The organism is Rothia terrae (assembly GCF_014705925.2).
Taxonomy (GTDB): domain Bacteria; phylum Actinomycetota; class Actinomycetes; order Actinomycetales; family Micrococcaceae; genus Rothia; species Rothia terrae.
Genome location: NZ_CP061539.1, coordinates 640,687 through 662,649, shown reverse-complemented (window position 1 = coordinate 662,649; position 21,963 = coordinate 640,687). Strand labels below are relative to the sequence as shown.

22 protein-coding genes, 1 tRNA gene and 1 pseudogene are annotated in these 21,963 nt (G+C 53.1%); 5 read left to right on the top strand and 19 right to left on the bottom strand.

The genetic code is table 11. The features are described from left to right. Window positions 1–53 precede the first annotated feature (53 nt). From IDM49_RS03145 to modA, 7 genes are all read right to left on the bottom strand, one after another. A complete protein-coding gene (locus IDM49_RS03145; RefSeq protein WP_190725000.1) occupies window positions 54–1,253 on the bottom strand; it encodes a ThiF family adenylyltransferase in 1,200 nt (399 codons plus the stop codon). Beyond that, window positions 1,250–1,729, bottom strand: coding sequence for a molybdenum cofactor biosynthesis protein MoaE (locus tag IDM49_RS03140; RefSeq protein ID WP_190724999.1), 480 nt, complete (start codon window positions 1,727–1,729; stop codon window positions 1,250–1,252). Before IDM49_RS03140 ends, IDM49_RS03145 begins: the two co-directional genes overlap by 4 nt. After that, on the bottom strand, window positions 1,719–2,204 hold the full coding sequence (locus tag IDM49_RS03135; protein ID WP_190724998.1) for a MogA/MoaB family molybdenum cofactor biosynthesis protein: 486 nt from the start codon (window positions 2,202–2,204) through the stop codon (window positions 1,719–1,721). Before IDM49_RS03135 ends, IDM49_RS03140 begins: the two co-directional genes overlap by 11 nt. After that, window positions 2,205–2,705, bottom strand: coding sequence for a cyclic pyranopterin monophosphate synthase MoaC (gene moaC, locus IDM49_RS03130; RefSeq protein WP_190724997.1), 501 nt, complete (start codon window positions 2,703–2,705; stop codon window positions 2,205–2,207). It abuts the gene before it with no gap. 43 nt (window positions 2,706–2,748) lie between these two features. After that, window positions 2,749–4,083, bottom strand: a complete 1,335-nt coding sequence (locus tag IDM49_RS03125; protein ID WP_190724996.1) for a molybdopterin molybdotransferase MoeA — start codon at window positions 4,081–4,083, stop codon at window positions 2,749–2,751. Further along, on the bottom strand, window positions 4,080–4,838 hold the full coding sequence (locus IDM49_RS03120) for an ABC transporter permease (RefSeq protein ID WP_228008221.1): 759 nt from the start codon (window positions 4,836–4,838) through the stop codon (window positions 4,080–4,082). The genes IDM49_RS03125 and IDM49_RS03120 overlap by 4 nt, the downstream gene beginning before the upstream one ends. Window positions 4,839–4,907: 69 nt before the next feature. Next, on the bottom strand, window positions 4,908–5,693 hold the full coding sequence (modA, locus tag IDM49_RS03115; RefSeq protein WP_190724995.1) for a molybdate ABC transporter substrate-binding protein: 786 nt from the start codon (window positions 5,691–5,693) through the stop codon (window positions 4,908–4,910). Window positions 5,694–5,820: 127 nt separating this feature from the next. On the opposite strand from modA, the gene moaA reads away from it, so the two are divergent. From moaA to IDM49_RS03090, 5 genes are all read left to right on the top strand, one after another. Next, window positions 5,821–6,915 carry a GTP 3',8-cyclase MoaA gene (moaA, locus tag IDM49_RS03110; RefSeq protein WP_190724994.1) on the top strand — a complete coding sequence of 365 codons (1,095 nt, stop codon included), beginning with the start codon at window positions 5,821–5,823 and terminating at the stop codon, window positions 6,913–6,915. A 1-nt stretch (window position 6,916) separates the two neighbouring features. Beyond that, window positions 6,917–7,186 carry a MoaD/ThiS family protein gene (locus IDM49_RS03105; RefSeq protein WP_168614544.1) on the top strand — a complete coding sequence of 90 codons (270 nt, stop codon included), beginning with the start codon at window positions 6,917–6,919 and terminating at the stop codon, window positions 7,184–7,186. A 6-nt stretch (window positions 7,187–7,192) separates the two neighbouring features. Next, a complete protein-coding gene (gene mobA, locus IDM49_RS03100; protein ID WP_190724993.1) occupies window positions 7,193–7,783 on the top strand; it encodes a molybdenum cofactor guanylyltransferase in 591 nt (196 codons plus the stop codon). 21 nt (window positions 7,784–7,804) lie between these two features. Continuing rightward, window positions 7,805–9,010 (top strand): molybdopterin molybdotransferase MoeA, encoded by a 1,206-nt coding sequence (locus tag IDM49_RS03095; RefSeq protein WP_190724992.1) that lies wholly within the window; start codon window positions 7,805–7,807, stop codon window positions 9,008–9,010. Window positions 9,011–9,112: 102 nt separating this feature from the next. Continuing rightward, entirely contained in the window at window positions 9,113–10,120 is a 1,008-nt protein-coding gene (locus IDM49_RS03090; RefSeq protein ID WP_190724991.1) for a LacI family DNA-binding transcriptional regulator, read from the top strand. Here IDM49_RS03090 and IDM49_RS03085 read toward each other — a convergent pair. From IDM49_RS03085 to IDM49_RS03025, 12 genes and pseudogenes are all read right to left on the bottom strand, one after another. Further along, the gene (locus IDM49_RS03085; RefSeq protein WP_190724990.1) at window positions 10,117–10,752 is read right to left on the bottom strand and encodes a GNAT family N-acetyltransferase; all 636 of its coding nucleotides are present in this window, start codon (window positions 10,750–10,752) and stop codon (window positions 10,117–10,119) included. The two genes, IDM49_RS03090 and IDM49_RS03085, sit on opposite strands and share 4 nt — an antisense overlap. 126 nt (window positions 10,753–10,878) lie before the next feature. Beyond that, entirely contained in the window at window positions 10,879–11,448 is a 570-nt protein-coding gene (locus IDM49_RS03080; RefSeq protein ID WP_190724989.1) for a PTS sugar transporter subunit IIA, read from the bottom strand. Between the two features lie 222 nt (window positions 11,449–11,670). Next, the gene (locus tag IDM49_RS03075) at window positions 11,671–13,752 is read right to left on the bottom strand and encodes a sucrose-specific PTS transporter subunit IIBC (RefSeq protein ID WP_190724988.1); all 2,082 of its coding nucleotides are present in this window, start codon (window positions 13,750–13,752) and stop codon (window positions 11,671–11,673) included. 184 nt (window positions 13,753–13,936) lie between these two features. After that, complete coding sequence (locus IDM49_RS03070) at window positions 13,937–15,442, bottom strand: glycoside hydrolase family 32 protein (protein ID WP_190724987.1); 1,506 nt, start codon at window positions 15,440–15,442, stop codon at window positions 13,937–13,939. Window positions 15,443–15,549: 107 nt separating this feature from the next. Next, window positions 15,550–16,971 (bottom strand): annotated as a pseudogene (locus IDM49_RS12195) (glycoside hydrolase family 32 protein). 389 nt (window positions 16,972–17,360) lie between these two features. Further along, window positions 17,361–17,735, bottom strand: a complete 375-nt coding sequence (gene rplL, locus IDM49_RS03055) for a 50S ribosomal protein L7/L12 (RefSeq protein ID WP_168614535.1) — start codon at window positions 17,733–17,735, stop codon at window positions 17,361–17,363. 108 nt (window positions 17,736–17,843) lie between these two features. Continuing rightward, complete coding sequence (gene rplJ / locus IDM49_RS03050) at window positions 17,844–18,380, bottom strand: 50S ribosomal protein L10 (protein ID WP_168614534.1); 537 nt, start codon at window positions 18,378–18,380, stop codon at window positions 17,844–17,846. A 623-nt stretch (window positions 18,381–19,003) separates the two neighbouring features. Then, entirely contained in the window at window positions 19,004–19,699 is a 696-nt protein-coding gene (gene rplA, locus IDM49_RS03045) for a 50S ribosomal protein L1 (RefSeq protein WP_168614533.1), read from the bottom strand. Window positions 19,700–19,819: 120 nt separating this feature from the next. Beyond that, window positions 19,820–20,248 (bottom strand): 50S ribosomal protein L11, encoded by a 429-nt coding sequence (gene rplK, locus IDM49_RS03040; protein ID WP_168614532.1) that lies wholly within the window; start codon window positions 20,246–20,248, stop codon window positions 19,820–19,822. Window positions 20,249–20,515: 267 nt separating this feature from the next. Continuing rightward, window positions 20,516–21,277 carry a transcription termination/antitermination protein NusG gene (nusG, locus tag IDM49_RS03035; RefSeq protein ID WP_190724985.1) on the bottom strand — a complete coding sequence of 254 codons (762 nt, stop codon included), beginning with the start codon at window positions 21,275–21,277 and terminating at the stop codon, window positions 20,516–20,518. A 134-nt stretch (window positions 21,278–21,411) separates the two neighbouring features. Next, the gene (secE, locus tag IDM49_RS03030) at window positions 21,412–21,678 is read right to left on the bottom strand and encodes a preprotein translocase subunit SecE (RefSeq protein ID WP_168614530.1); all 267 of its coding nucleotides are present in this window, start codon (window positions 21,676–21,678) and stop codon (window positions 21,412–21,414) included. Window positions 21,679–21,764: 86 nt separating this feature from the next. Further along, a tRNA-Trp gene (locus IDM49_RS03025) sits at window positions 21,765–21,837 on the bottom strand. Window positions 21,838–21,963 lie beyond the last annotated feature (126 nt).

Below are 21,963 nucleotides of genomic sequence, written 5' to 3'. Positions count from 1 at the left end.
GGCATAAAAAATACCAAATAAAAATATGACCTAATTCATCAAAACTTTACGCTTCAAGCATTCTCAAACCAGGAGTTAATTCCACCCCGCAGGGAATAAAACTCGCCATCGGCAACCTCTGAGAGTAGGTGCGCAGCCTCTAGCGAGCGCACACCACCGGCACAGTAAACGAGTACTTGATTGCCACCATCCCCCAAATGGCGCGGAATATCGCCCTTGAGTGCACCTTTACCAGATAGCGAGCGAATTTCACTCAGCGCCCAGTGGTGAGAACCAGGGATACTCACAGCCTCATGTTCATGCAGTTCACGCACGTCCAACAGATAAACCGAGCCTTCTTCAAGCTCCTTTTTTACCTGCTCAAAGTCAACTTCGCGAACACCTTTTTCTCCACTGAGCACTGCGTCACTCTTTGAATTATGACTATTTATGACGCTTTCTCGCGACGTTTCTTCCGCATTATTTGCTTCCGATTCGGAAACCGTGATAGGAGTCGATTCTTTTTCTTGACCATCCGAGTCCCCAGCCAGCAAAGGAATGTATTCCCAGCGTCCTTCAAGACCGGAGTAATAACCAACTTCACCCATTAGGGGCGTACCAACACCGGTGAGCACCTTAAGGGTTTCAAGCGCCATAGAAGTACCCACCACACCGGCAAGCGCACCGAGGACGCCAGCAGTCGCGCAGTTAGGAACAGAGCCGGGTTCCGGCGCTTGGGGATACAGGTCTTCATAGACAGGACCTCGCCCTGACCAGAACACGCTCATCTGAGCATCAAAACCAAGAATCGCGCCCCACACATGCGGAATCTGCAATTGTGCGCAGGCTGCCGAGGCAATATAACGCGTCTCAAAGTTGTCGCTACCGTCGAGCACAGCGTCCGCGCCGTCCAACAGCTCTGCCGCATTATTCTCGGTGAGGCGTTCTTTAAGGACGTTGATGCGCACGATAGGGTTCAGCGAGCGCATTGCCAGTGCCGCTGACTCGGCCTTGGAGTTACCAGCGGATGCAAACGTGTGAATCACCTGGCGATGCAGATTAGAAATTTCGACGCTGTCATCGTCAATCACGGTAATGGTTCCCACACCAGCAGCCGCCAGGTACAAGAGAGCGGGCGCGCCCAATCCCCCGGCACCAATCACAGCTACGTGAGATTCTTTAGCCGCGTTCTGGGCTGATGCTCCCCACTCCGGCAGAATAAGCTGGCGACGGTACAGCTGAATTTCAATAGAACTGAAGTTTTCTACGCTCATGAGTCAATTCCTACCCACTCCACGTCTCCGCTTGTGAGTGTCTGTTCTTTCCAAATGGGTACTTCGGCTTTGATAGTGTCTGCGACTTTCTCGCAGACCTCAAAAGCTAGACCGCGATGGGCTGCAGCAACCATCACCGTCAAGGCGGATTCCCCGATGGGGATATCTGCAACGCGGTGCACTGCCAAGATTCGCACGCCGTCTACTTCACCAGCAATTTTGTGCGCCACCTGCGCGATGGCGTCTTTCGATGAAGGATGATCGGAATACGAAAGACCGCGCACTGACTCACCGTGATCGTGGTTGCGCACGATACCGTCAAAAATAACAAGGCCACCCATCGCATCCGTCATCACTAGCTCGCGCCATTGAGTGAAAAAAGGCTCGAGAGGTTCAGCGATGATATCGGTGTGCACCACCGCTGACTGCGCCGGCTCTGTTGAAGGATATTTTTCGAGGTGCGGATTAGTGATCATGGTAGTCCTCCATCTGACGCAGGATATGACTCAAAATTGGTTCTAGAGTGTCTACACCGTCGCGCACTCCCCCGCGAGATCCGGGCAGGGTCATTACAAACGTCCTGCCGATAACTCCCGCGATGCCGCGTGAGAGAACCGCCGCCGGAGTATTCTGCAATCCACGCGCCCAAAATGCGTGCATAATCCCGGGTATTTCTTTATCCACGTACGTGCGGACAGCCTCAACGGTGCGGTCATCGGAGTTTAACCCGGTACCACCTGAGGTCAAGATGATAGTGGGCAGATTTCCGTCTTCGACCAGTTGAGTAAAGTAGGCAGGAAAGTCATTGTCGGTCACCACAACGGCATCGGGGGTTTCAAACCCCTGTTCACGAAGCCAGTTCACCGCAATAGGTCCTGACTTGTCTTCGTAAATGCCTTTAGCTGCACGAGTGGACGCGACAATCACTAAAGCTGTGCCACGTGCCGTCATTTATTTACCCTCGCTTGCAGGTTTATCCGTCACTGACCAATCCCCCGATTTACCGCCCGATTTTTCGAGCACTCGGATTCCTTCTATGACTGCGTATTTATCAACCGCCTTAATCATGTCAAAGACAGTTAGTGCAGCGGTTGAGACGGCGGTCAGGGCTTCCATCTCCACCCCCGTCACGCCGCGTGTTTTCACGGAAACTTCAACGCGAACGTAGTTATCACCGCGATCAAAGTCCACGGTAATCTTGCCCAGCGGTAAAGGGTGGCAGAGCGGAATAATCTCGGGCGTTTTCTTAGCACCCATAATCGCAGCAACACGTGCTACCGGCAGCGCGTCGCCCTTTGGCAAGTCTGCGTCAAAAATTTTCTCAATCACATCGGGACGCGTGTAGATAAAGCCCTCTGCAATTGCCGTGCGGGTGGTGACTGCTTTTTCTGTTACATCTACCATGTGAGCGCTACCGTCTTCACGAACATGGGTGAGGTTTTCCGAAGTCATCTTAGTCTTTCGTGAGGTCGTGTGGGTTTGAGGTGAAGTAGTTTTAGTCCGGTAAATACCAGATACGCACCGCATCCTTATTCTTGTACTCGCGGCCGGGTTCTAGTTCGATCAGGCAGTTCGATTCTGATGCGGCATGCAAGAGGTGCGACCCCGCCCCACCCTTTATTTCAGCTGTGAGGACAGCGGCTCCATCGGGGAGGAAGCCCATCGTTGTGGTGCCGCGCCTGAACTGGGTTTTAGCATCCAGCCCTTTCACCGTATCAGTCGTAGAGAGCTGAGCCGTCACCGGCTGATCAGTGACTCCAAGAAAGTACACAGCGTTCAAGGCAACGCGGACCGCCCGTGTGTACGTCACCAGAGTGCTTACGGGATTACCCGGCAACGAAATGACAGGAATTCGTTGTTCGGTAAGCGACAGCACGCTTACACCTTGTGGCCCACCGGGCTGCTGGCTGATATGCCCAAACCAGCAGTCAGCCTCCCCTTTTTTCGCTAGGGCATTGAGAGCGTTACGCACAACCTCATAGCGCCCAGCACTAATACCACCGCAGGTCACCACGAGATCCGGCGAATATGTTGCGCTATCGGTGGCGAGGATACCTTGGAATTCTTCTGCATCATCAGTGATGCGACGAGCCGTTACCTCAGTAATCTTGTCAGCAGCCAGCAGCCCGGTAAGAAGCGGCGCGTTCGCATCGTAAATTTTACCGGCCTGCAAAGAGTCAGAATCTGCCTGGACTTCTTCACCGCCGGTATACACCAGGACGCGAGGACGTCGGTGCACGAGAACCTCACCGATGCCCTGCCCCGCCAAAACGCCAAGATGAACAGCGCCAAGAACGGTACCTGCATCTACTAATCGAGTGCCGCGTCTAATGTCCTCGCCCACGGTTCGTACAAAAGTGCCCGGCTCTACATCGGGCAGGCGCACGCGTCCTCCTTCTGCAACAAATCCCTGGGCATCCACCTCAGAATCCACTGCTTGTGAGCGTTCCACCGGAACTACAGCGCTAAAGCCCTGAGGAATCGGGGCGCCAGTCATAATAGGGTGAACGACGCGGTCGCAAACGTCAACAGAACCTTGAAAACCTGCGGGAATATCGTGCCCCACCGTAAACTCTCGCGCATCAGAGAGAGCATCTGCCGCGGTGAGAACATAACCGTCCATCTGAGAGTTATCAAAAGACGGTGAATCCAGTGCGGCATCAATGGGTTCAGCTAAAACCTGCCCTAAAGCGTCCGCAAGCGGCACACGATGCGGTGCAAGGAAGGCAACGCGTTGCAGTATGGCGGTAAGCCGTTGCGCATACTGTTGTGGAGACTCGTCGTGCGCAGAAAATAGTTCTGAAAAATTATCTTCAGCAGAAAGCATCATGCCCCCTTCTTGTGCACTATCAAGGTTAGTGCAAAAACCCCGATGAGTAAGAGGTAGATTGCGATCATGACCAGTGCGCTCCCCAGGGCACCTGCGCTGTCGCTTGAGGAGAGCATCAGCTCAATATTGAGCGGCAAGGTACGCGTTCTACCTTCTAGATTTCCAGCGAACATGAGTGTTGCACCGTATTCGCCCAGCGCTCGCGCAAAGCTCATCAAGGATGCGGTGGCTAGACCAAATCCGGTGACGGGCAGCAATACGCGGAAGGTAATATCATAGGCGTTTGCCCCTTCGGTGAGCGCAATTTCTTCGAACTCTACAGGTACGGTTCTTAGCACGTTGACGTAGGTTGCTACGAAAAAGGGCAAGGCAACAAAGACCTGTGCCAGCACCACGGCAATCGGTGTAAAGGTAACGGTGAAGCCCAACTCGTTGAGCCAGTGTCCGATGAGTCCTTTGCGCCCCCAAAAATAAACCAGCGCAAGTCCCGATACTACGGGCGACAGCACTACTGGCGCGTAGATGAGAGCGTACAGAGCGTTACTGATTGAACTCCAGCGGGTGCGCGGTAGCACCCGCGCCAGCACAATAGCGAGGGGCACACCAATAATCATGCACACAAGGGTGGAGGCAACCGCGGTTTTCACCGACAGCAACGCTGCCGCTTTCACCTGCGGGTTCGCCAGCAGTTCAGAAAGCTGACCCCACGGGATAGCTACCGCTAATCCCACGAAAGGGCCAACAGTCAAGCACACGCCAAGAAGCGCGGCGCCATAAAACCACCGCGGAACCAAGGAATGGGCATGTCTGAAGTATGAAGACAATTACTGTGCCTTATCGAATCCGTATTTTTCCAAGACAGATTGGGCTTCAGCTGAATTGAGCCACTGCGCGAAATCCGTCGCTGCGCTGTTCAATTCGCCCTGCGAGGTCAGCGCCAGCGGGTATTCATTAGGCGGAACATCCGCAAGTTCGATAACCCGTGCGTCTTTGATATTACGAGCATCGGTGGTGTAGACAAAACCGGCGTCCACCTCACCATTTGAAAGCTTTGTCGCAACTTTGCTGACGGAAATTTCTTCTGACCGGGTTGACACCGTCGCCCCTGCTTTATCAAGAGCAGTGGTAGCCAAGCGTCCGCACGGCACGTCAGAGGCGCAGATACCAGTCACGACATCCTCGCGCTGCAGGTCTTGAATGGACTGAATATTTTTAGGATTACCGGGAGCTGTGACCAAAACGAGCTGGTTAGTAGCAATAACCTCGGTATCCTTCTCCAGCGAATCCACCTCAGAATGTGCTTTTTCCATAGCTGCAGCATCCGCAGTAATCAGCACATCAGCGGGTGCACCATCCGCCAATTGGCGCACTAACGTTGAGCTACCCGCATAATTAATCTGCACATCGACGTTGTGGGTTTCTTCATATTTCTTCTCAAGCTCATCTCCAGCGGCATTAAGCGAGGCAGCAGCAAACACAATGATAGGCGCGGTAGAAGACGCTTCGCCGGGAGAATCGGCCTTTATTTGAGAGTCAGCCCCTTGTGAGCATCCCGCTAAGACTGCCCCTGAAATCGCGGCGGTAACGCCCAGTGCTACCTTTGTGTTCATAACAGACATTCCCTTTCGTAAGTAAACTTACGTATAATGACGCGGATGGTATGTTGACTGCAATTCGGCTAGTCTAAATATACCTACCATATGCAAATTTCTTTCTTTCACGTGCAAAGGTGTGTGTATGAACTCATCCCCTCAACACCTCGGTGCAATAGCTATGCCACCGCGCAACCGCCCCAACGCCAAGCAGGGCAGCTCTCAGCTGATTGACCAGTGGGGACGAGTCGCGACAGACCTGCGCATCTCACTCATTGATAAGTGCAATCTACGCTGTACATACTGCATGCCGGCAGAAGGTCTCGACTGGTTGCCTCAGTCCAAGTTGCTCACAGCTGACGAAGTAGTGCGTATTGCTCGCATCGGTATTGGCACTTTCGGCGTTGAAGAGATCCGTTTTACCGGCGGCGAGCCCCTGGTTCGCGCTGATTTTCCCACTATTCTGCGCCAGATTCGTCAGGAGTTTCATGAGGTTCCCCTGTCTGTAACGACTAACGGTCTGGGACTGGAGAAGAAGATTGATGAGCTCATTGATGCTGGTCTAACCCGCCTGAATGTTTCGATGGACACCATCTGCAAAGAAACCTTCGCCAAGCTCACCCGCCGCGACCGTCTTGATGACGTCGTCAAAGGTATCGATTACGCAGCCTCTCGCGGCATCAAACCCATTAAGATCAATGCTGTTCTGATGCCCGGCGTGAACGACCACGAGGCTCCGGAGCTTGTCGATTGGGCCCTAGGACGCGGCTACCAGTTGCGCTTTATTGAGCAGATGCCGTTGGACGCTGACCACCAGTGGGATCGCGATAACTTAATTACCGCTCACGACATTAAAGAGCAACTCTCTATCAAATACGATTTAACGCCGCATCCGGCACCACGTAAAAGCTCACCGGCGATGCTTTGGGACGTGCACCCCATGGGTAGTCCCGACGTGCTGGGGCAGGTGGGCATTATTGCCTCGGTGACAGAGCCTTTCTGCGCGGCCTGCACCCGCACCCGCATCACCTCAGACGGTAAGGTGAGAAGTTGCCTCTTCTCGCTGACCGAGACCGATTTGATGGGTGCAATGCGCAGCGGCGCATCCGATGAAGAGGTTGCCGCTATCTGGCAAAATGCTATGTGGAATAAGCCCGCGGCTCACGGTAAGAACAGTGCTGGTTTTGAGGCTGAGGACTTTGTTCAGCCGGAACGCTCGATGAGTGCTATTGGAGGCTAATATGGACGTTCATTTTTTTGCAGCTGCACGTGCTGCCGCAGGAACGGCGCAGACAACGGTTCAGCATCATCAGTTGTCGAGTCCTTCCCTCGGCGCGCTGATCGATGTATTGGGCCGAGATTTTGAAGGCAAGAACACCGGCGCTATGGGACTTGCCGACGTCCTCACGCGATGCTCATTTTTGGTAGACGGTGTGAGCACCACCGACCTCACCACGTCCCTTGAAAACGCGCACCGTGTAGATGTTCTGCCTCCATTCGCTGGAGGATAAATCGCGGTGTCTGGCGTGAATTTTAACGCGATTATTCTTGCCGGTGGACGCTCCTCCCGACTCGGTGGCACCCCAAAGGCTCTACTGTCTGACGGATCAAAAACGTTACTTGCATCCACAATAAAGGCAGTGTCCGATGCCCGTCACACGATTGTGGTTGGCCCAGCTGATTTGCCGGTTTCTGAAAATGTGCTGCTAACGCGTGAAGACCCACCGTTCTCCGGACCGGCAGCAGCGTTGGCGGCAGGTGCTTCGCGCCTCGCATCCTTGGGTTCACCCGCTGAGTGGACGGTTATTCTCAGCGTAGATATGCCCTATATTTCGACGGCTCTCACCGCGCTTGTGGAGGCAACTACCGACGCGGCTCCCGATGTGCTGGGTTTTATGGGTGAAACTGAAGGCATACGTCAGCCCCTTGTCGGCATTTATCGCACTTCTCAGCTAGTTCAGGCGCTGTCTAGCGATATGACGGATTGCTCTGTTCGGTTTGCCCTGCGTCCACTGTCTCCTGCGATCGTACAGTTGCCAGCCGGGTCAACCGATGATGTTGATACGTGGGAATCCGCCCGAGCCACCGGGTTTGACCGTCAACTTTAGAAGAACGAACAGAAGGCTTTCATGCACCATCCTGCCTCTATCGACTGGGATTCAGCGCGTGCCGCTCTCTTCGAGATTGCCCGCGCGCGCCTTTCACCCGCAGTTATGACGCTCACGGTTCACGATGCCATTGGGTATGTGCTTGGGCGCGATGTTTTATCGCCGATGCCGGTGCCTCACTATGATTCTTCAGCAATGGACGGTTACGCAGTTGCTGGTCGCTCACCGTGGACGCTGAAAATCCCTGATTATCCTGATGACAGCACCCAGAATATTCACAAGCTCACCCTTGCGCTGGCAGCCGGAGAGGCCACCCCCATCTTCACGGGCGGGCTGATTCCTGAGGGTTGTGAGAGCATTGTACGCAGTGAGCACGCCAGACTAGAACAGCAGGATGCTGCTACCCTGCTTTTCTCGGAGCATGGCGAGCCAGCTGCTGGAAAAGATATTCGCCGAGCTGGCGAAGAGCTGGATCGCGGTGCTTTGCTTGCCCGCTCAGGCACCAGCGTCACGCCGCGGTTAGCAGCCGCTTTAGCTGTGGGCGGCATTGATGAGGTCGACGTCTATGAGCCGGTGGGTGTAGCTGTTGCCTTTAGCGGTAATGAGGTCATTACCTCTGGCGTGCCGGGGCCGGGCGAAGTGCGCGATGCCTTTATGGGCGCTGTCCAACCGATGGTAAGCACCCTCGGCGCCCAAGTTGTTCAGTCTCGTCGCCTCCCCGATGAGGCACAAGCGTTCACCTCGTGGCTTCAAACAACCGACGCGCCGGTGCTCATGGTCACCGGCGGCTCCAGCACCTCAGGCGTTGATATGGTGCGCGATACTCTGGCAGAAATTGGAGCCACCTATGTCTTTGAGTCGGTTTCGGTACGTCCGGGACACCCCGCCCTGGCGGCACTCCTGCCGGGCAACCGCATCCTGCTAGGGCTGCCGGGCAACCCGCTTGCCGCCTATACCTCGCTGTATTCATATCTTCCAGCGCTACTCGATGGTGCTTGCCAAAGAGAGTTAAGAACACTACCGACAGCCCCACTGGCACGTGATACGCAGGCAGGACGCGGCGGCACCGCCCTTATTTTGCCGTGCGCTCTGAACTCTGGCGAATTAACTCCCCTCGAACACCGGAAATCACACATGCTCACAGCTTTCGCTAGCGCCGATGCGCTCGCCGTAGTACCTGCATCCGGGGCGAGCGCAGGTGAGCTAGTAGGCTACATCCGATTGTAAGTTCTGCCGAAACCTGACACTTTATAGCTTGCTTTCCGAAGCTCGGGTGAGGCTTACCACCGCATATAATGGCTGAGTTAGTTTTCGATGCAGAAAGTAGCCATGGTTAATCCAACATTAGAAGACGTTGCGGCTATCGCTGGCGTATCGCCCACCACCGTCTCACGCGTGCTGAACAACCGCGGCTATTTGAGCGAGAAAACTAAGCAGAAAGTTTTCGCAGCGATGCAGGAGTTGGACTACCGCCCCAACGCTATCGCGCGTTCTTTGCAGAACAAGAAAACCAAAATCGTTGCTTTGATTTTCCCGACAGTCGCGCATCCTTTTTACGGGGCGATGGCAACGTACCTTGAAGAGCGGCTATCCGATCGCGGGTACAGGGTGATTTTATGCAATAGCCAAGATCATCCCGAGCGCGAACGCGACTACATTGATATGTTGCTTTCGCATCACGTCGATGGTGTTATTACCGGCGCTCATTCCGATGCTATCGCCAACTACCCCACCTTGCGTTCTGCTCTGGTGACGATTGATCGCGAGCAGAGCCAGCGCTATCCCAATATTCGGTGCGATAACTACGGCGGGGCACGCAAGGCTACCTCGGCTCTTATTGATGCGGGGGCGCGCCATATTGTGCACATTACCTCTACACAGTCTGATACGAATCAGCGTCAGCGAGGCTACCTAGATGTCATGCAGAAGAACAATCTCGAACCTCGTATTTTAGAGGTGGGTTTCGCGGCTGAGAGCGCTGCCAAAAATAGGGCAATTACCGATTACCTTGACCAGCACCCCGAGGTAGATGCTGTGTTTGGTTCGAACGATACGTACGCAGCCTACGCGCTGAACTGGGCTCAAGTACAGGAGAAAAAAGTTCCGCAGGACTTCCAAGTAGTAGGCTTCGACGGCACTCAGGCTATTCACTCGTTACTTCCGCACCTTGCTACCGTTGTTCAGCCCATTGAAGATATGGCTGAAAGGGCAGTAGAGCGACTCGTAGAAGCAATGGAGTCCTCAACTCCGCACGAGGTCATGGCCGATGAATCCCGCCTCGAAAACGATGTTTTCCCGACCGTCTTTCGGCCGGGAACCACCGTACGACTGCCCTAACGCTTACCCCGGTTTTTGTCGATAACCGACACCGGCGAGGGACGCCACATCCCCAACACAGCGTTGCTCAGCTTGCCGAAACCGCCCATCTCAATAAAACCGTGGCGCCGATACAGCGCCGCCGCGTCATAATTTGATGCTTCAAGGTAGGCAGGATACTCCCCTAGCTGCTGACAACGATATTCGAGCAGAGCTCCGCCTACTCCTTTACCTCGGGCGCTCCCGTGCACTCCTACACAGTACAGGTACCAGTGGGTAAAGACCGGACGCGCGCGCAACAGCCCCACTTCAACCAGTGCAGCTCGTGCAAGGCCCAGCTTGAGCGCTTTAGCATAACCGCGCGCCGAGTGAAGATCTTTCATGAGATCATTTTTACGTTCGGGAGATTCCCACAGAGCCGCCCCCAGCACAGTACCCTGATCATCCACGGCTACGTCAATAATGCCGTACTCTTCCTGAGCAAAATGATGCTCAATCTGAAAAGTGAAGAGAGCTCGCAAACGACGAATTCTCATCTGTCCGCCTAAAGCCCGGCTCATCACCGGATCCTTTTTAAAGGCATCCACCAGCGCCTCGACAGCGCCCGGTAGATCGGCCTTAGTTGCTTGGCGAATAATTATCTGCTCGCTCATCTATTCTCTTTTCGCGTGGTTTTATGTGGGGAAGAGGAATATACGTCAAAAGATTTTAATATACCGATGAATACAGAAAAGCAGGACGCTCTGAGAACGTCCTGCTTTATTCGAAAAAATCTTGTATTATGCGCTCGCGTCGATAGAGAATGTCACAAGATCAGCACCGTGAGCGGTCTGGCTACCGGTACTCACGCCATCAATCAGTGACGTTCCTGTGACCAATCGACGGTGGTTGGTTGCTACCAAAGGAGTGGTCACCTCATAGCCGGCACGCTTAATCTGATCTACGTCGAATTCTACAAGAAGGTCACCGCGCTTGACGATATCACCCTTAGCAACCTTTATATCGAAATGCTGACCGTCAAGTTCAACGGTGTCGAAACCAATGTGAATTAGTAGCTCAAGACCTTCGTCGGTGCGGATACCTACAGCGTGACCGGTGGGGAAAGCTACCGTCAGTACACCGTCAGCGGGTGCATACAGCTTTCCTTCGCTGGGTTCAATCGCCACGCCGGGGCCGAGAGCGCCGGTTGAGAAGGTGGGATCTGAAACCTCAGAAAGCTCGCGGACTGTACCGGTCAAGTGAGCGCCAAGAGTAACAATCTCGCCACCCGATTGAACGGGAGATTGCTCAGTTGAGGTAGGGGCGGTGTCTTCTTTGCCACCGAAAAGTTTTGAGAAAAAGCCAGCCATAGGAGCCTCCTTGATGCTTCATTGAGTATTACGCGTCGTCAACAAAAAATAATAAGTCGGATGCGTGTTATCACGATTTTAGCATTCCGGTAACTTCTGATTTTGGTGCTTTGTTGGGTTACACCGCTTTTCCAGTTTTCGAAAAGTTTTTCTCTCGGTAGACAAAAAGTGTTGGCATACTCGGGTGAGTATGCCAGCACTTTTTGCGTGAAAATAAGGTTGTTACTTCTTAGTAACGCTCAAGAAGTCACTACCAGCTACTACGTTACCGTTGTGAGCAACGCCCGCGGTGAGGGATGAACCCTGCACAGCTTTCTTCGCGTTGGTAATCACCAACGGAGTTGCCAGCGGGTAGCCTTCGGCAGCAATTGCCTGGGGGTCGAATTCAACCAGGACGTCACCACGCTTGACTGTATCGCCCTTAGCAACCTTGAGATCAAAATGCTTGCCATCGAGTTCAACGGTGTCGAAGCCAATGTGCATGAGCAAATCGAGTCCGGTTTCGGTACGCATACCTACTGCGTGGCCGGTGGGGAACGCCACGGTAACCTTGCCATCTGCAGGAGCGTAGAGCTTGCCTTCGGTAGGTTCGATAGCGGCGCCGGGGCCAAGAGCACCGGATGCAAAGGTGGGGTCTGAAACCTGTGAGAGTTCCAGAGCCTTACCGTTAAGGTGGGCGCCGAGTTCTACGACCTCACCTGAAGTCGCGGACGCTACGCCAACAACACCGGTTGCAACGGCGGCGGTGGCCACACCAGCGCCTGCGGTTGCACCGTTTTCAGTGGTTGCGCGTTCTGAACTAGCTGCTTCGGTATGAGCGGCAACAGAGCCGCCAGCAGGAGTGTGAGCCGGTGCCGCGTTGAGAGCCGCAACTTCAGCGTCCTTCTCAGATGCCTGACCGGCGAACTTACGCTTACCCATAATGAAGCTGGCGATAAATGACAGCAAAGTGGTGGTGACCAGAGCGATGAAGAAGCCGCCCCAGCCCCAGCCAGTGTTAGGAATGATGGAGAGGAAGCCCAGGTAACCAGCAGCACCGGGGGCGCTTGCCTTAATACCGAACAGAGCAACCAAAAGACCACCTACAGCTGCCGCGCCCATTGCCACGAAGAAAGGCCAGCGCAGGCGCAGGTTTACACCGAAGATTGCAGGTTCGGTAATACCCAAGAAAGCTGAAGGAGCTGATGCACCCGCAACACCCTTAAGCTTCTTGTCCTTGGTGGTCAAGAAGACTGCCAAAGCAGCTGCACCCTGTGCGACGTTAGCCATAGAAGCAATTGCGAAGATGAAAGAGCCACCCTGGGTAAAGAGCTGAAGCTCAATAGCGGGGAATGACTGGTGCAAACCGGTGATAACAATCGGTGAGTAGAACAGACCAAAGATCAGACCGCCCAAAGGTCCTGCAGTGTTGTACAACCAGTTGATGCCGTCGCCCAGCATAGTACCGAGCTTGAACATGGGAGGACCAACCAGCAGGAAGGTCAAGAAGCCGGTAATCAGCAGGGTAAGAGTGGGAGTGAAAATAAAGTCTACAACGCCCTTGAGTACCTTGTGGAAGAACTTCTCAAGGTGCGAAAGGATGAATGCCACCAAAATGATGGGGAGCACGGTGCCCTGGTAACCTGCCTGCTGAACCTGCAGACCAAAGACGTCCCAGTAGGTCATGGTGCCGTCCTGCAAAGCAGCAGCTACGCCGTAACCGTTAACCAGTGCCGGCGACACCATAGCAGCTGCCATGGTCATGCCCAGGTAGGGGTTACCGCCGAACACCTTGGTTGCTGAATAGCCCACCAAAACGGGCAAGAAAGCAAACGGCGCTGCTGAAATCAGGTTAACAATCTCAGAGAAACCGGTCCATGCAGGGTACATTTCAACCAGTGACTGGGGGCCAAAGAGATCTTTAGCAACCAGCACATTGTTGATAGCCATCAAGAGACCGCCACCAACCAGCACCGGAATCAGGGGCAGGAAGATGTCGGAGATGACCTTGATAAAACGGGTCAGAATGTTGCCCTTTGAGGCAGCAACTGACTTCAGCTCATCTTTGCTGACCTGCTTCATACCGCGGGCAGCCATCACCTTGTAGACCTCGTCGACATCGCCGGGACCGACAATAATCTGGAACTGGCCCGAGTTGTTGAAGGTACCCTTCAAATCATCGTCATCATCCAGACCAGCCTGATTGATCAGGCCTTCGTCTTTGAGGACGAGGCGCAGACGGGTTGCACAGTGCGCACCAGCCTGAATGTTATCGAGCCCGCCGACGTTCGTCAGAACGCGCTCTGCCACGGATTTATGATCCATGTCTTCTCCTCTGTACAGTGCATCTTGCCGATTCCTGTTGCAACAAGAGAAGGCAAGGTTAGTGATGCAGGTTCAGCATCAAATATGCTAATCGTTTGACACTCTAGCACGTGGTTGCCGTCACGTATCAAAGTGAGGCAGATTATTACCGCAGAATTTATGCCAGATTCTGAACTTATTTTCGCTACTTCTGCAGTGCGGCAAACTTCAGGTCGCTGACCTGCGAAGACGCATCCTGGGAAAATTCGTTCGTGAATTTTAGCGTGCGGGAATCATCGTTGAAGTAGCAACGCGCGGTGAAAGTAGTCTCTCCCCCATCGATAAAGATTTCTACAACCGATGAGTCAACGATGAGGTCAAAGGTACGCTCAGCTTTCGCAGAAAGATCAGCTGTGCGAGTCTTGCCAGCAGCCAGGTAACGATTACCGGAGCGGTCCATAACCACCGACTTCTCAGCAAAGGTCACGTACATGGTCTTACCCGCCTGATCATGCAACTCAAGGCTCACGGGACCGTTAGAAACATCAACAGTGCCGCTGACTCTAAATACTCGCTGATCTTTGATCGCGGCAACTTCACCGTCGATGAATTCAGTAGCGTTCAGCGTCAATTCATCGTTAATTTGATCAGCAGGACGCTGCACAATGCGTCCATTCGTCAGGGTAAAGATGCGCGGAAGAGTCAGGCAGTGCAACCAGTGGTTCTCCCAGCTGGGATGCATATCTTGGTCAGACAAACCGCACCACGCGCCGATAGTAATTTCACCGTTTTCGCCCTCAATGTTGTAAAAAGGCTGCGGTGCATAAAACTCAAAACCGGCATCGAGCTCAATGAACTCTGAATCCAGCGTGAAGTGCGTGCCGTTCAGCTCGCCCACTACGTAGCCGCACTGATAAAGGTTGGCAAAGCGATTACCCGCCGCGTCCATGCCCTGCGGACTGAAAATCAAAACGTCGCGTACCTGGCCGGTAGCGGTATCGGTCATGCGGGCGACAGCCGGGCACTCCCACATGTAGCCCATGTGTTGCTCAAACGGCTTGTCAAACGTAATTTCACCGTCAAAAGTCCAATTGCGACGATCATCCGATGAATACTTGAGAATCGCACCGGTCAAATCATCGTGCTGAGCACCTAACAAGGCATAGTATTTGCCGTCTTCTTCCCAAACTTTGGGATCGCGAAAATGCGCGGTGTACCCTTCAGGCTGAGACATAATCAGCGGGTTAACATCGTGCTGTTTGACGAAGGTTTCGCACTCGTCATCTGAAGTCACTAGACACTGGTATGACGATCGAACTTCGTTCTCGTCTTTCACATTTCCGGTGTAGTAGAACTCGTAGGTGCCATCGGGCGCAATAAATGCCGACCCCGAGTAGCAACCTCGCTTGTCATACCAGTCAACGGGATCAATAGCGCTTTTATCATCTTGCCAGTGCAACAAATCAGTGCTGGTTGCGTGACGCCAGAACACCTGATGCTCAGGATGCGTAGGCGCATACTGATAGAAGGCGTGGTAGATACCTTTGTCGTAGAACAAACCGTTAGGATCATTCAAACGCCCCACAGGAGGCGCAAGATGAAGCACCGGATAATCGGGGTCATTAATAACGGTTTCATGCCAGGTGCGGTATTCATGCTCTGCATTTGCATACAGCTGTGCCGGGTTTGCGTGGGGTGTGCGATCTACCATCAATCGGTCTTTCAGTAGGAAGTGTCAAACGTTTGTCTCATCAAACACATTCCCAGAATACCGAAAATTGCCCCGTGGCAGTGACCCGGCACATAGTCAAAGACTGGTTAATCTTCCAAATACGCGACGCTCAGATTTTCTACCGAAGGTACTCCGCCCTGTTCGGGAGGACGCACAAAGACAGCCTGCGGTGCGCCATCTAGATAGATGCGGGCCGAGAAAACCTCAGCTCCGGCGTCCACAAACATTTCAAGAGCAGAGCCGTCAAAGAGAATCTCAAACTGACGCGAGTTGCTGGGAGTCAGCATCCGGCGACGAATAGGGCCCCCCGCTTGATAGCGAGCGAATCCGCGGTCGAGAGCCGCGAAGTCCTGCCCGAAAGTCATAACCACAGGCTCGCCTTTTTCGTCACGGAGCCCCAGCTGCACGTTGTGCTTCCCCACGTTGAGGGTTCCTTTGAGGCGGAACTGGCGGCGGCCACGAACATCAGCCAGCATTCCGTCCTCGCTCATCTGTGCTGCCTGCAGGGGCAAGACCTCATCGAGCTGTTTGACCGGACGCTGGAAAAGTTTTCCGTTGTGAAGCTCGAGTTCGCGTGGGTAAGTAAGCATATGAACCCAACGGTTTTCCCAGCTGGGATGATCGTCTTCTTCAGCATTACCAAACCAGCCCATCAGCACGGGAGCATCATGCTCGTCATCCGCGGCGTGAACAGTTTGCGGAGCGTAGAACTCAAAACCGGCGTCGATCTCGGTAAAAGGTTGCTCAATGTCGAATTTCAGACCATCAAGCTTCCCTACCACATAACCGCACTGATAGATGTTGTTGTACTTATCGCCATCGGGTTGCATACCCTGCGGGCAGAAAATAAAGATATCTTTTTCTTCACCGGTAGCAGTGTCAGTAGTGGTCAAGAAAATAGGGCATTCAATCATGTAGCTCATATCGCCGATTGAAGTGTCCGAAAATTCGATTTCTCCCTCAAACGTCCACTCGCGTCAATCCGAGGACGAGTAGCACACCACAGCGCCAGTGTTATTAGTGCGCTGCGCACCCAAAAAGGCGTAGTAGATGCCGTTGCGCTCTACAAGGTGGGGGTCTCGGTAATGAGCGGTGTACCCTTCTGGCTGGTCAAAAATCAGCGGGTTGTTTTCTTCGCGCTCAAAAGTTTTACCTTTGTCATTTGAGGTGAACATCGACTGATAGGCACTACGGTTGTTCATCTCATCTTTGACGTTACCGGTGTAGAAAAACTCGTAAGATCCGTCGGGGGCCACAAAACCCGAGCCAGAATAGCAGCCCGACTTGTCATACCAGCTAATCGGTGCAATCGCCGTTTTCTGATCGCTCCAGTTGGTGAGGTCAGTACTGACAGCATGACGCCAGAAGACAGCGCGGGTAGGGTGCAGCGGCGAGTACTGGTAAAAAGCGTGGTAAACGCCGTCATCATAAATAAGACCGTTGGGATCGTTGAGACGCCCTACAGGCGGAGCCAGATGGAGTTTAGGATACTCCGGGTCAGCACTCACGGTTTCAACATAGTCGGTGTAAACCTGCTCTGAATCCAGAAGTAGCTGATCGGCGTCAGGACGCGGCGCGTAGATGCTCAAGTGGTGTCAATCCTTCAATATGTCAATCGTTTGTCATATTCGTGCAAGAGTCAATACTCTACTCGTTCAACGCTCACCTCTCAACGTGATAAGTCGCTCTTATAAGCAGGGTGATAACCTTCAAAGATCCCTCCCATTGAGGGTCTGACTAGGCAATATACTTCGTTTAATGCAAAATGCTATCAAGCACTGTACCCACGTGTGCGAGTTTGGGCTATACCACAGTTAAAAGCCGCAGGGCGGCACCACCGTAAGGTGATACCGCCCTGTGCGTAAGAACAGCGAAAACGCTGCGAAAAGTAATGGAATTACTTGAGGGTGATGGTTGCGCCTGCGCCCTCGAGCTGTTCCTTTGCCTTTTCTGCGTCTTCCTTTGAAGCACCTTCGAGGATAGCCTTGGGAGCTGAGTCAACGAGGTCCTTAGCTTCCTTGAGGCCGAGTGAGGTAAGTGCGCGAACTTCCTTAATCACTGCGATCTTCTTGTCGCCTGCTGATTCGAGGATTACGTCGAATTCGTCCTTCTCTTCAGCTGCTGCTTCGCCGCCAGCTGCGCCTGCAACTGCAACGGGAGCTGCTGCGGTTACGTCGAATTCTTCTTCAAATGCCTTAACGAATTCTGAAACCTCTACGAGTGAGAGTTCCTTGAATGCTTCAATGAGTTCTTCGATGGAAAGCTTAGCCATTGTTAGGCTCCTTCTTTATCAGGTGTAGGTAATGTACCTACATGTGAAAAATCTTTGGGTTTGCTCGAGCATCGTGCCGAGCGAAGCTGAAAAATCAGCGGATCAGAATTACTCTGCGTCCTCTGCGGGTGCTTCTTCTGCTGCTGCAGGTGCTGCACCTTCGGTTTCTTCGAGCTTGATGCGCAGTGCATCCACGGTGCGTGCAATCTTGGAGAGTGCACCCTTTGCGCCGCCTGCAACCTTTGCCAGCAGAACCTCGCGTGATTCGAGGCTTGCGAAGCGGTCAACGCCTGCCTGATCGAGAGCTTCACCTTCGTAGTAACCGCTCTTGATGATCAGCTGGGGGTTTTCCTTGGCGAAGTCACGCAGTGCCTTTGCAGCGTCAATGAATTCACCGTTGATGAATGCAATTGCGCTAGGACCTGCAAGCTGACCTTCGAATGCGTCGATGCCAGCTTCCTTTGCTGCGATACCAGCAAGGGTGTTCTTCACCACGGCATATTCAGTCTCTGCGCCCAGTGCGCGGCGAAGCTCCTTGAGCTTTGCTACTGAGAGACCACGATACTCAGTGAGGACTACTGCGTTTGAGCTTGCGAAGCGTTCCTTCAGCTCAACAACCGCAGCTGCCTTTTCTGCTGTCGCCATGGTATTCCTTCCGTTCTTGGTCGCTGGCCGAGTTCTTTTGAGCCTTTCGGCAATAAAAAAACCCCGGCGCGTAAGCGACGAGGTAGAACACAATAATAGTTTCGGTTTCTAAAAACCGTTTGTGTTTGTCCATCACCTACGCGGGCGGTTCTTTCGAACTCTTCTCTGCCAAACTTCTGATAAAGAAGGCATAGACCAGCGGTCTTTGGTTCTTCTATCAAACCACAGAAACGGCGAGCCGACAAGCTGGGATGCTCACTTTCATCGTTTAAGCGCGGTTAATCACTTAAATGTGGCGGAGTTACGATGCTGGCGTCTGTAGATGAGGCTCACTGCCAGTCCGAAGAAACCTAAAAATAGAACGGCTATCGAAAGCCGTTGAAGTACATTCGCTGAGTGCTGCCCGCGGAAAGTACAGCAAGCGGCAAACAATCCTTCTCGCCTGATTCGCTTCGCTCATGAGGCGATTCATGCCAGACCCACCAGTTCGCCGCTTACTATACTTGCCTTCGAACGTACGCACATCCCCAAAACCTCAGACTGTTTCAGTAATAAAAATCCGGCGCCCTCCCCTACAGGAAAGACGCCGGATTTTTATAAAAGCTCTAATCTACAAAGCTAGATTATGCCGCAACCTCTGAGGGGTCCACGGGAATGCCGGGGCCGAAGGTGGTAGCAACGGTAGCCTTTGAGATGTAGCGACCCTTTGATGATGAGGGCTTGAGGCGGTTGATTTCCTCAAGTGCTGCTTCAAAGTTCTCAACAAGCTGTGCTTCTGAGAATGATGCCTTACCAATGATGAAGTGCAGGTTTGAGTTACGGTCAACGCGGAAGTCGATCTTACCGCCCTTGATGTCGTTAACTGCCTTGGTAACGTCCATGGTGACGGTACCGGTCTTGGGGTTCGGCATGAGGTTACGAGGACCAAGAACCTTACCCAAACGACCAACCTTACCCATCAGGTTGGGGGTTGCAACTGCTGCGTCGAAGTCAACCCAGCCACCAGCAATCTTAGCGATCAGTTCGTCTGAACCAACGAAATCTGCGCCTGCTGCCTCTGCTTCAGCTGCCTTATCGCCTTCAGCAATAACTACGACGCGAGCGGTCTTACCGGTGCCGTTAGGCAGGTTTACAGTACCGCGAACCATCTGGTCAGCCTTACGGGGGTCAACTGAAAGACGAAGAGCCACCTCAACGGTTGCGTCGGTCTTAGTTGAAGAGGTTTCTTTCGCAAGAGCAATTGCTTCTGCGGGGGTGTAGAACTTACCCTCTTCAATTTTGGCTACAGCTGCCTTGTACGCCTTGCTGCGCTTTGCCATCTGCTTATCTCCTTATGCAGTTGTGGTCATTATGAGCCGCGCGGGCCCTGCCACATGCTCACACTCGTGTAGGTGTAAGCGCTTAAAAATTTTCAAGTGTAGCTTGCGCTACGGGAGGCCTTACTTAACCTCGATACCCATTGAACGAGCGGTGCCTGCAATGATCTTTGCAGCTGCATCGATGTCGTTCGCGTTGAGGTCGGGCATCTTGGTTTCAGCGATTTCGCGAACCTGTGCCTCGGTGATTGAACCAACCTTGTTGGTGTGGGGCACACCTGAACCCTTAGCAACGCCAGCAGCCTTCTTGATGAGGCCTGACGCCGGAGGGGTCTTGGTGATGAAGGTGAATGAACGGTCTTCGTAAACGGTGATTTCAACCGGAACGATGTTGCCGCGCATGTGTTCAGTTGCAGCGTTGTAAGCCTTGGTGAACTCCATGATGTTCACGCCGTGCTGACCCAGTGCGGGACCAACGGGAGGAGCCGGGTTAGCAGCGCCTGCCTGAATCTGCAGCTTAATGAGGCCTGAGACCTTCTTCTTGGGAGCCAATGTAGCGTCCTTTTCTTAGCTGTGGAACCAACGCACAGGAGCGTGACGTTGGCGGTTGGCAACCGTGGCGCGGTTGCCCTGCATGAGCCCGCTAAGCGTGAGCGAACACATGCAACTAAATATCTTAGTGGCTTTAAGGTTTTAAAACCAATGAAAGCTGAATTCCCCCGGTGTTCTTTTCTTCACACCAACTATCCGAACAACCGTCCTTACCACTACAAAAGCCCCACTCCCTGAACAGGGAGTGGGGCTTTCGTATCAAAAGTTTTACATCTTGGTGACCTGGTTGAAGTTCAAGGTCACGGGGGTCTCGCGCTCGAAGACAGAAATAAGAACAACCATTGAGGATGATTCGGGCTTGATTTCTGAAATGGTCGCGGGCATACCCTCGAACGGGCCTTCCTTGACGGTGACAGCCTCGCCAACTTCCCAGCCGGTCTCGTACTGGGGTGCAGCCGCAGGTGCCTCGCCTGCGTCGGCCTGCTCGGTTTCGAAGACAGGAGCCAACATGTCAACAACCTCATCCAAGCGCAAGGGCACAGGGTTGTAAGCGTCCTGGCCCACGAAGCCGGTCACACCGGGAGTGTGGCGGACAACGCCCCAGGTCTCATCGGTCAGGTTCATGCGAACCAAAACATAACCGGGGATGCGCACACGACGAACGAGCTTCTTGGAAGTGTTCTTAACTTCCATGACCTCTTCCATCGGAACCTGAATCTCGAAGATGTCTTCTTCGGCGTTGAAGGTCTGAGCGCGGGTTTCAAGGTTAGTCTTCACGCGGTTCTCGTAGCCAGCGTAGGTGTGAATGACGAACCATTCACCTTCCTGGCGACGCAACTTGGACTTGAATTCTTCCATCGGATCCACTGCAGGCGCATCTTCAGTTTCTTCCGCTACCTGAGCAGCAGCTACCTCAACAGCCTCAGCGGGCTCTTCGGCGCCGGTTGACTCCGCGTCGATTTCTTCGGTGTGCTGAGAAGAAGTCTCTACAACTTCTTCGGTTTCGGGTGAAAGTTCCTGGTCGGACACTTTTGCCTGCTTTCCGTGATACTGAAAGAACCTCGCGTTACACACAAAATGTAACGAAGGTTCTTAGTTCGTTCAGTTAAGTCTAAATCTCTAAACTCAAGTCTAAATTATTTTGGTAACTTAAGCACTCAACGCTAAGCGCCAGGCATATCTCCGTTACCGAAAATCCAGAATGCTGCCTGACCAAAGAGGTAGTCAAGACCAAAGATGAGGAGCATCATGAAAACCACAAATACCAGAACAACAGCTACATAGTTGGCCAGTTCTTTTTTAGTGGGAGTAGTAACTTTTTTGAGTTCTGCGATGATTTCGCGGAAGAACTGCAAAATGCGACCAAAGAATCCACGACGCTTGTCAGTTTCGGGTGTGCGTCCGGCAGAAGCAACAACAGACTTAGCCATAGATGCGACGCCCCTTTCGTTGATTCATGAGCGGATATCGCGCCAGATGAACCGCTTGAAAAAATAATATAACTGAGGCTTGAAAGCAGGGCGGACAGGACTCGAACCTGCAACCTGCGGTTTTGGAGACCGCTGCTCTACCAATTGAGCCACCGCCCTTTGAAGTACTAATTACTTCTAGGGTTTATGTCTTGATACAAGACATAAAACAGTTGTCCGGTTGCGAACAACAGGTACAACTCTAAGGGATAAAAAAATATTTTGCAATTCAGCTGGTCTCAGCGT

What these genes read in the sequence shown, in the direction of transcription:
- IDM49_RS03145 (WP_190725000.1), bottom strand. Translation starts at nt 1,253, where the DNA reads ATGAGCGTAGAAAACTTCAGTTCTATTGAAATTCAGCTGTACCGTCGC.
- IDM49_RS03140 (WP_190724999.1), bottom strand. Translation starts at nt 1,729, where the DNA reads ATGATCACTAATCCGCACCTCGAAAAATATCCTTCAACAGAGCCGGCG.
- IDM49_RS03135 (WP_190724998.1), bottom strand. Translation starts at nt 2,204, where the DNA reads ATGACGGCACGTGGCACAGCTTTAGTGATTGTCGCGTCCACTCGTGCA.
- moaC (WP_190724997.1), bottom strand. Translation starts at nt 2,705, where the DNA reads ATGACTTCGGAAAACCTCACCCATGTTCGTGAAGACGGTAGCGCTCAC.
- IDM49_RS03125 (WP_190724996.1), bottom strand. Translation starts at nt 4,083, where the DNA reads ATGATGCTTTCTGCTGAAGATAATTTTTCAGAACTATTTTCTGCGCAC.
- modA (WP_190724995.1), bottom strand. Translation starts at nt 5,693, where the DNA reads ATGAACACAAAGGTAGCACTGGGCGTTACCGCCGCGATTTCAGGGGCA.
- moaA (WP_190724994.1), top strand. Translation starts at nt 5,821, where the DNA reads ATGAACTCATCCCCTCAACACCTCGGTGCAATAGCTATGCCACCGCGC.
- IDM49_RS03105 (WP_168614544.1), top strand. Translation starts at nt 6,917, where the DNA reads ATGGACGTTCATTTTTTTGCAGCTGCACGTGCTGCCGCAGGAACGGCG.
- IDM49_RS03095 (WP_190724992.1), top strand. Translation starts at nt 7,805, where the DNA reads ATGCACCATCCTGCCTCTATCGACTGGGATTCAGCGCGTGCCGCTCTC.
- IDM49_RS03090 (WP_190724991.1), top strand. Translation starts at nt 9,113, where the DNA reads ATGGTTAATCCAACATTAGAAGACGTTGCGGCTATCGCTGGCGTATCG.
- IDM49_RS03085 (WP_190724990.1), bottom strand. Translation starts at nt 10,752, where the DNA reads ATGAGCGAGCAGATAATTATTCGCCAAGCAACTAAGGCCGATCTACCG.
- IDM49_RS03080 (WP_190724989.1), bottom strand. Translation starts at nt 11,448, where the DNA reads ATGGCTGGCTTTTTCTCAAAACTTTTCGGTGGCAAAGAAGACACCGCC.
- IDM49_RS03075 (WP_190724988.1), bottom strand. Translation starts at nt 13,752, where the DNA reads ATGGATCATAAATCCGTGGCAGAGCGCGTTCTGACGAACGTCGGCGGG.
- IDM49_RS03070 (WP_190724987.1), bottom strand. Translation starts at nt 15,442, where the DNA reads ATGGTAGATCGCACACCCCACGCAAACCCGGCACAGCTGTATGCAAAT.
- rplL (WP_168614535.1), bottom strand. Translation starts at nt 17,735, where the DNA reads ATGGCTAAGCTTTCCATCGAAGAACTCATTGAAGCATTCAAGGAACTC.
- rplJ (WP_168614534.1), bottom strand. Translation starts at nt 18,380, where the DNA reads ATGGCGACAGCAGAAAAGGCAGCTGCGGTTGTTGAGCTGAAGGAACGC.
- rplA (WP_168614533.1), bottom strand. Translation starts at nt 19,699, where the DNA reads ATGGCAAAGCGCAGCAAGGCGTACAAGGCAGCTGTAGCCAAAATTGAA.
- secE (WP_168614530.1), bottom strand. Translation starts at nt 21,678, where the DNA reads ATGGCTAAGTCTGTTGTTGCTTCTGCCGGACGCACACCCGAAACTGAC.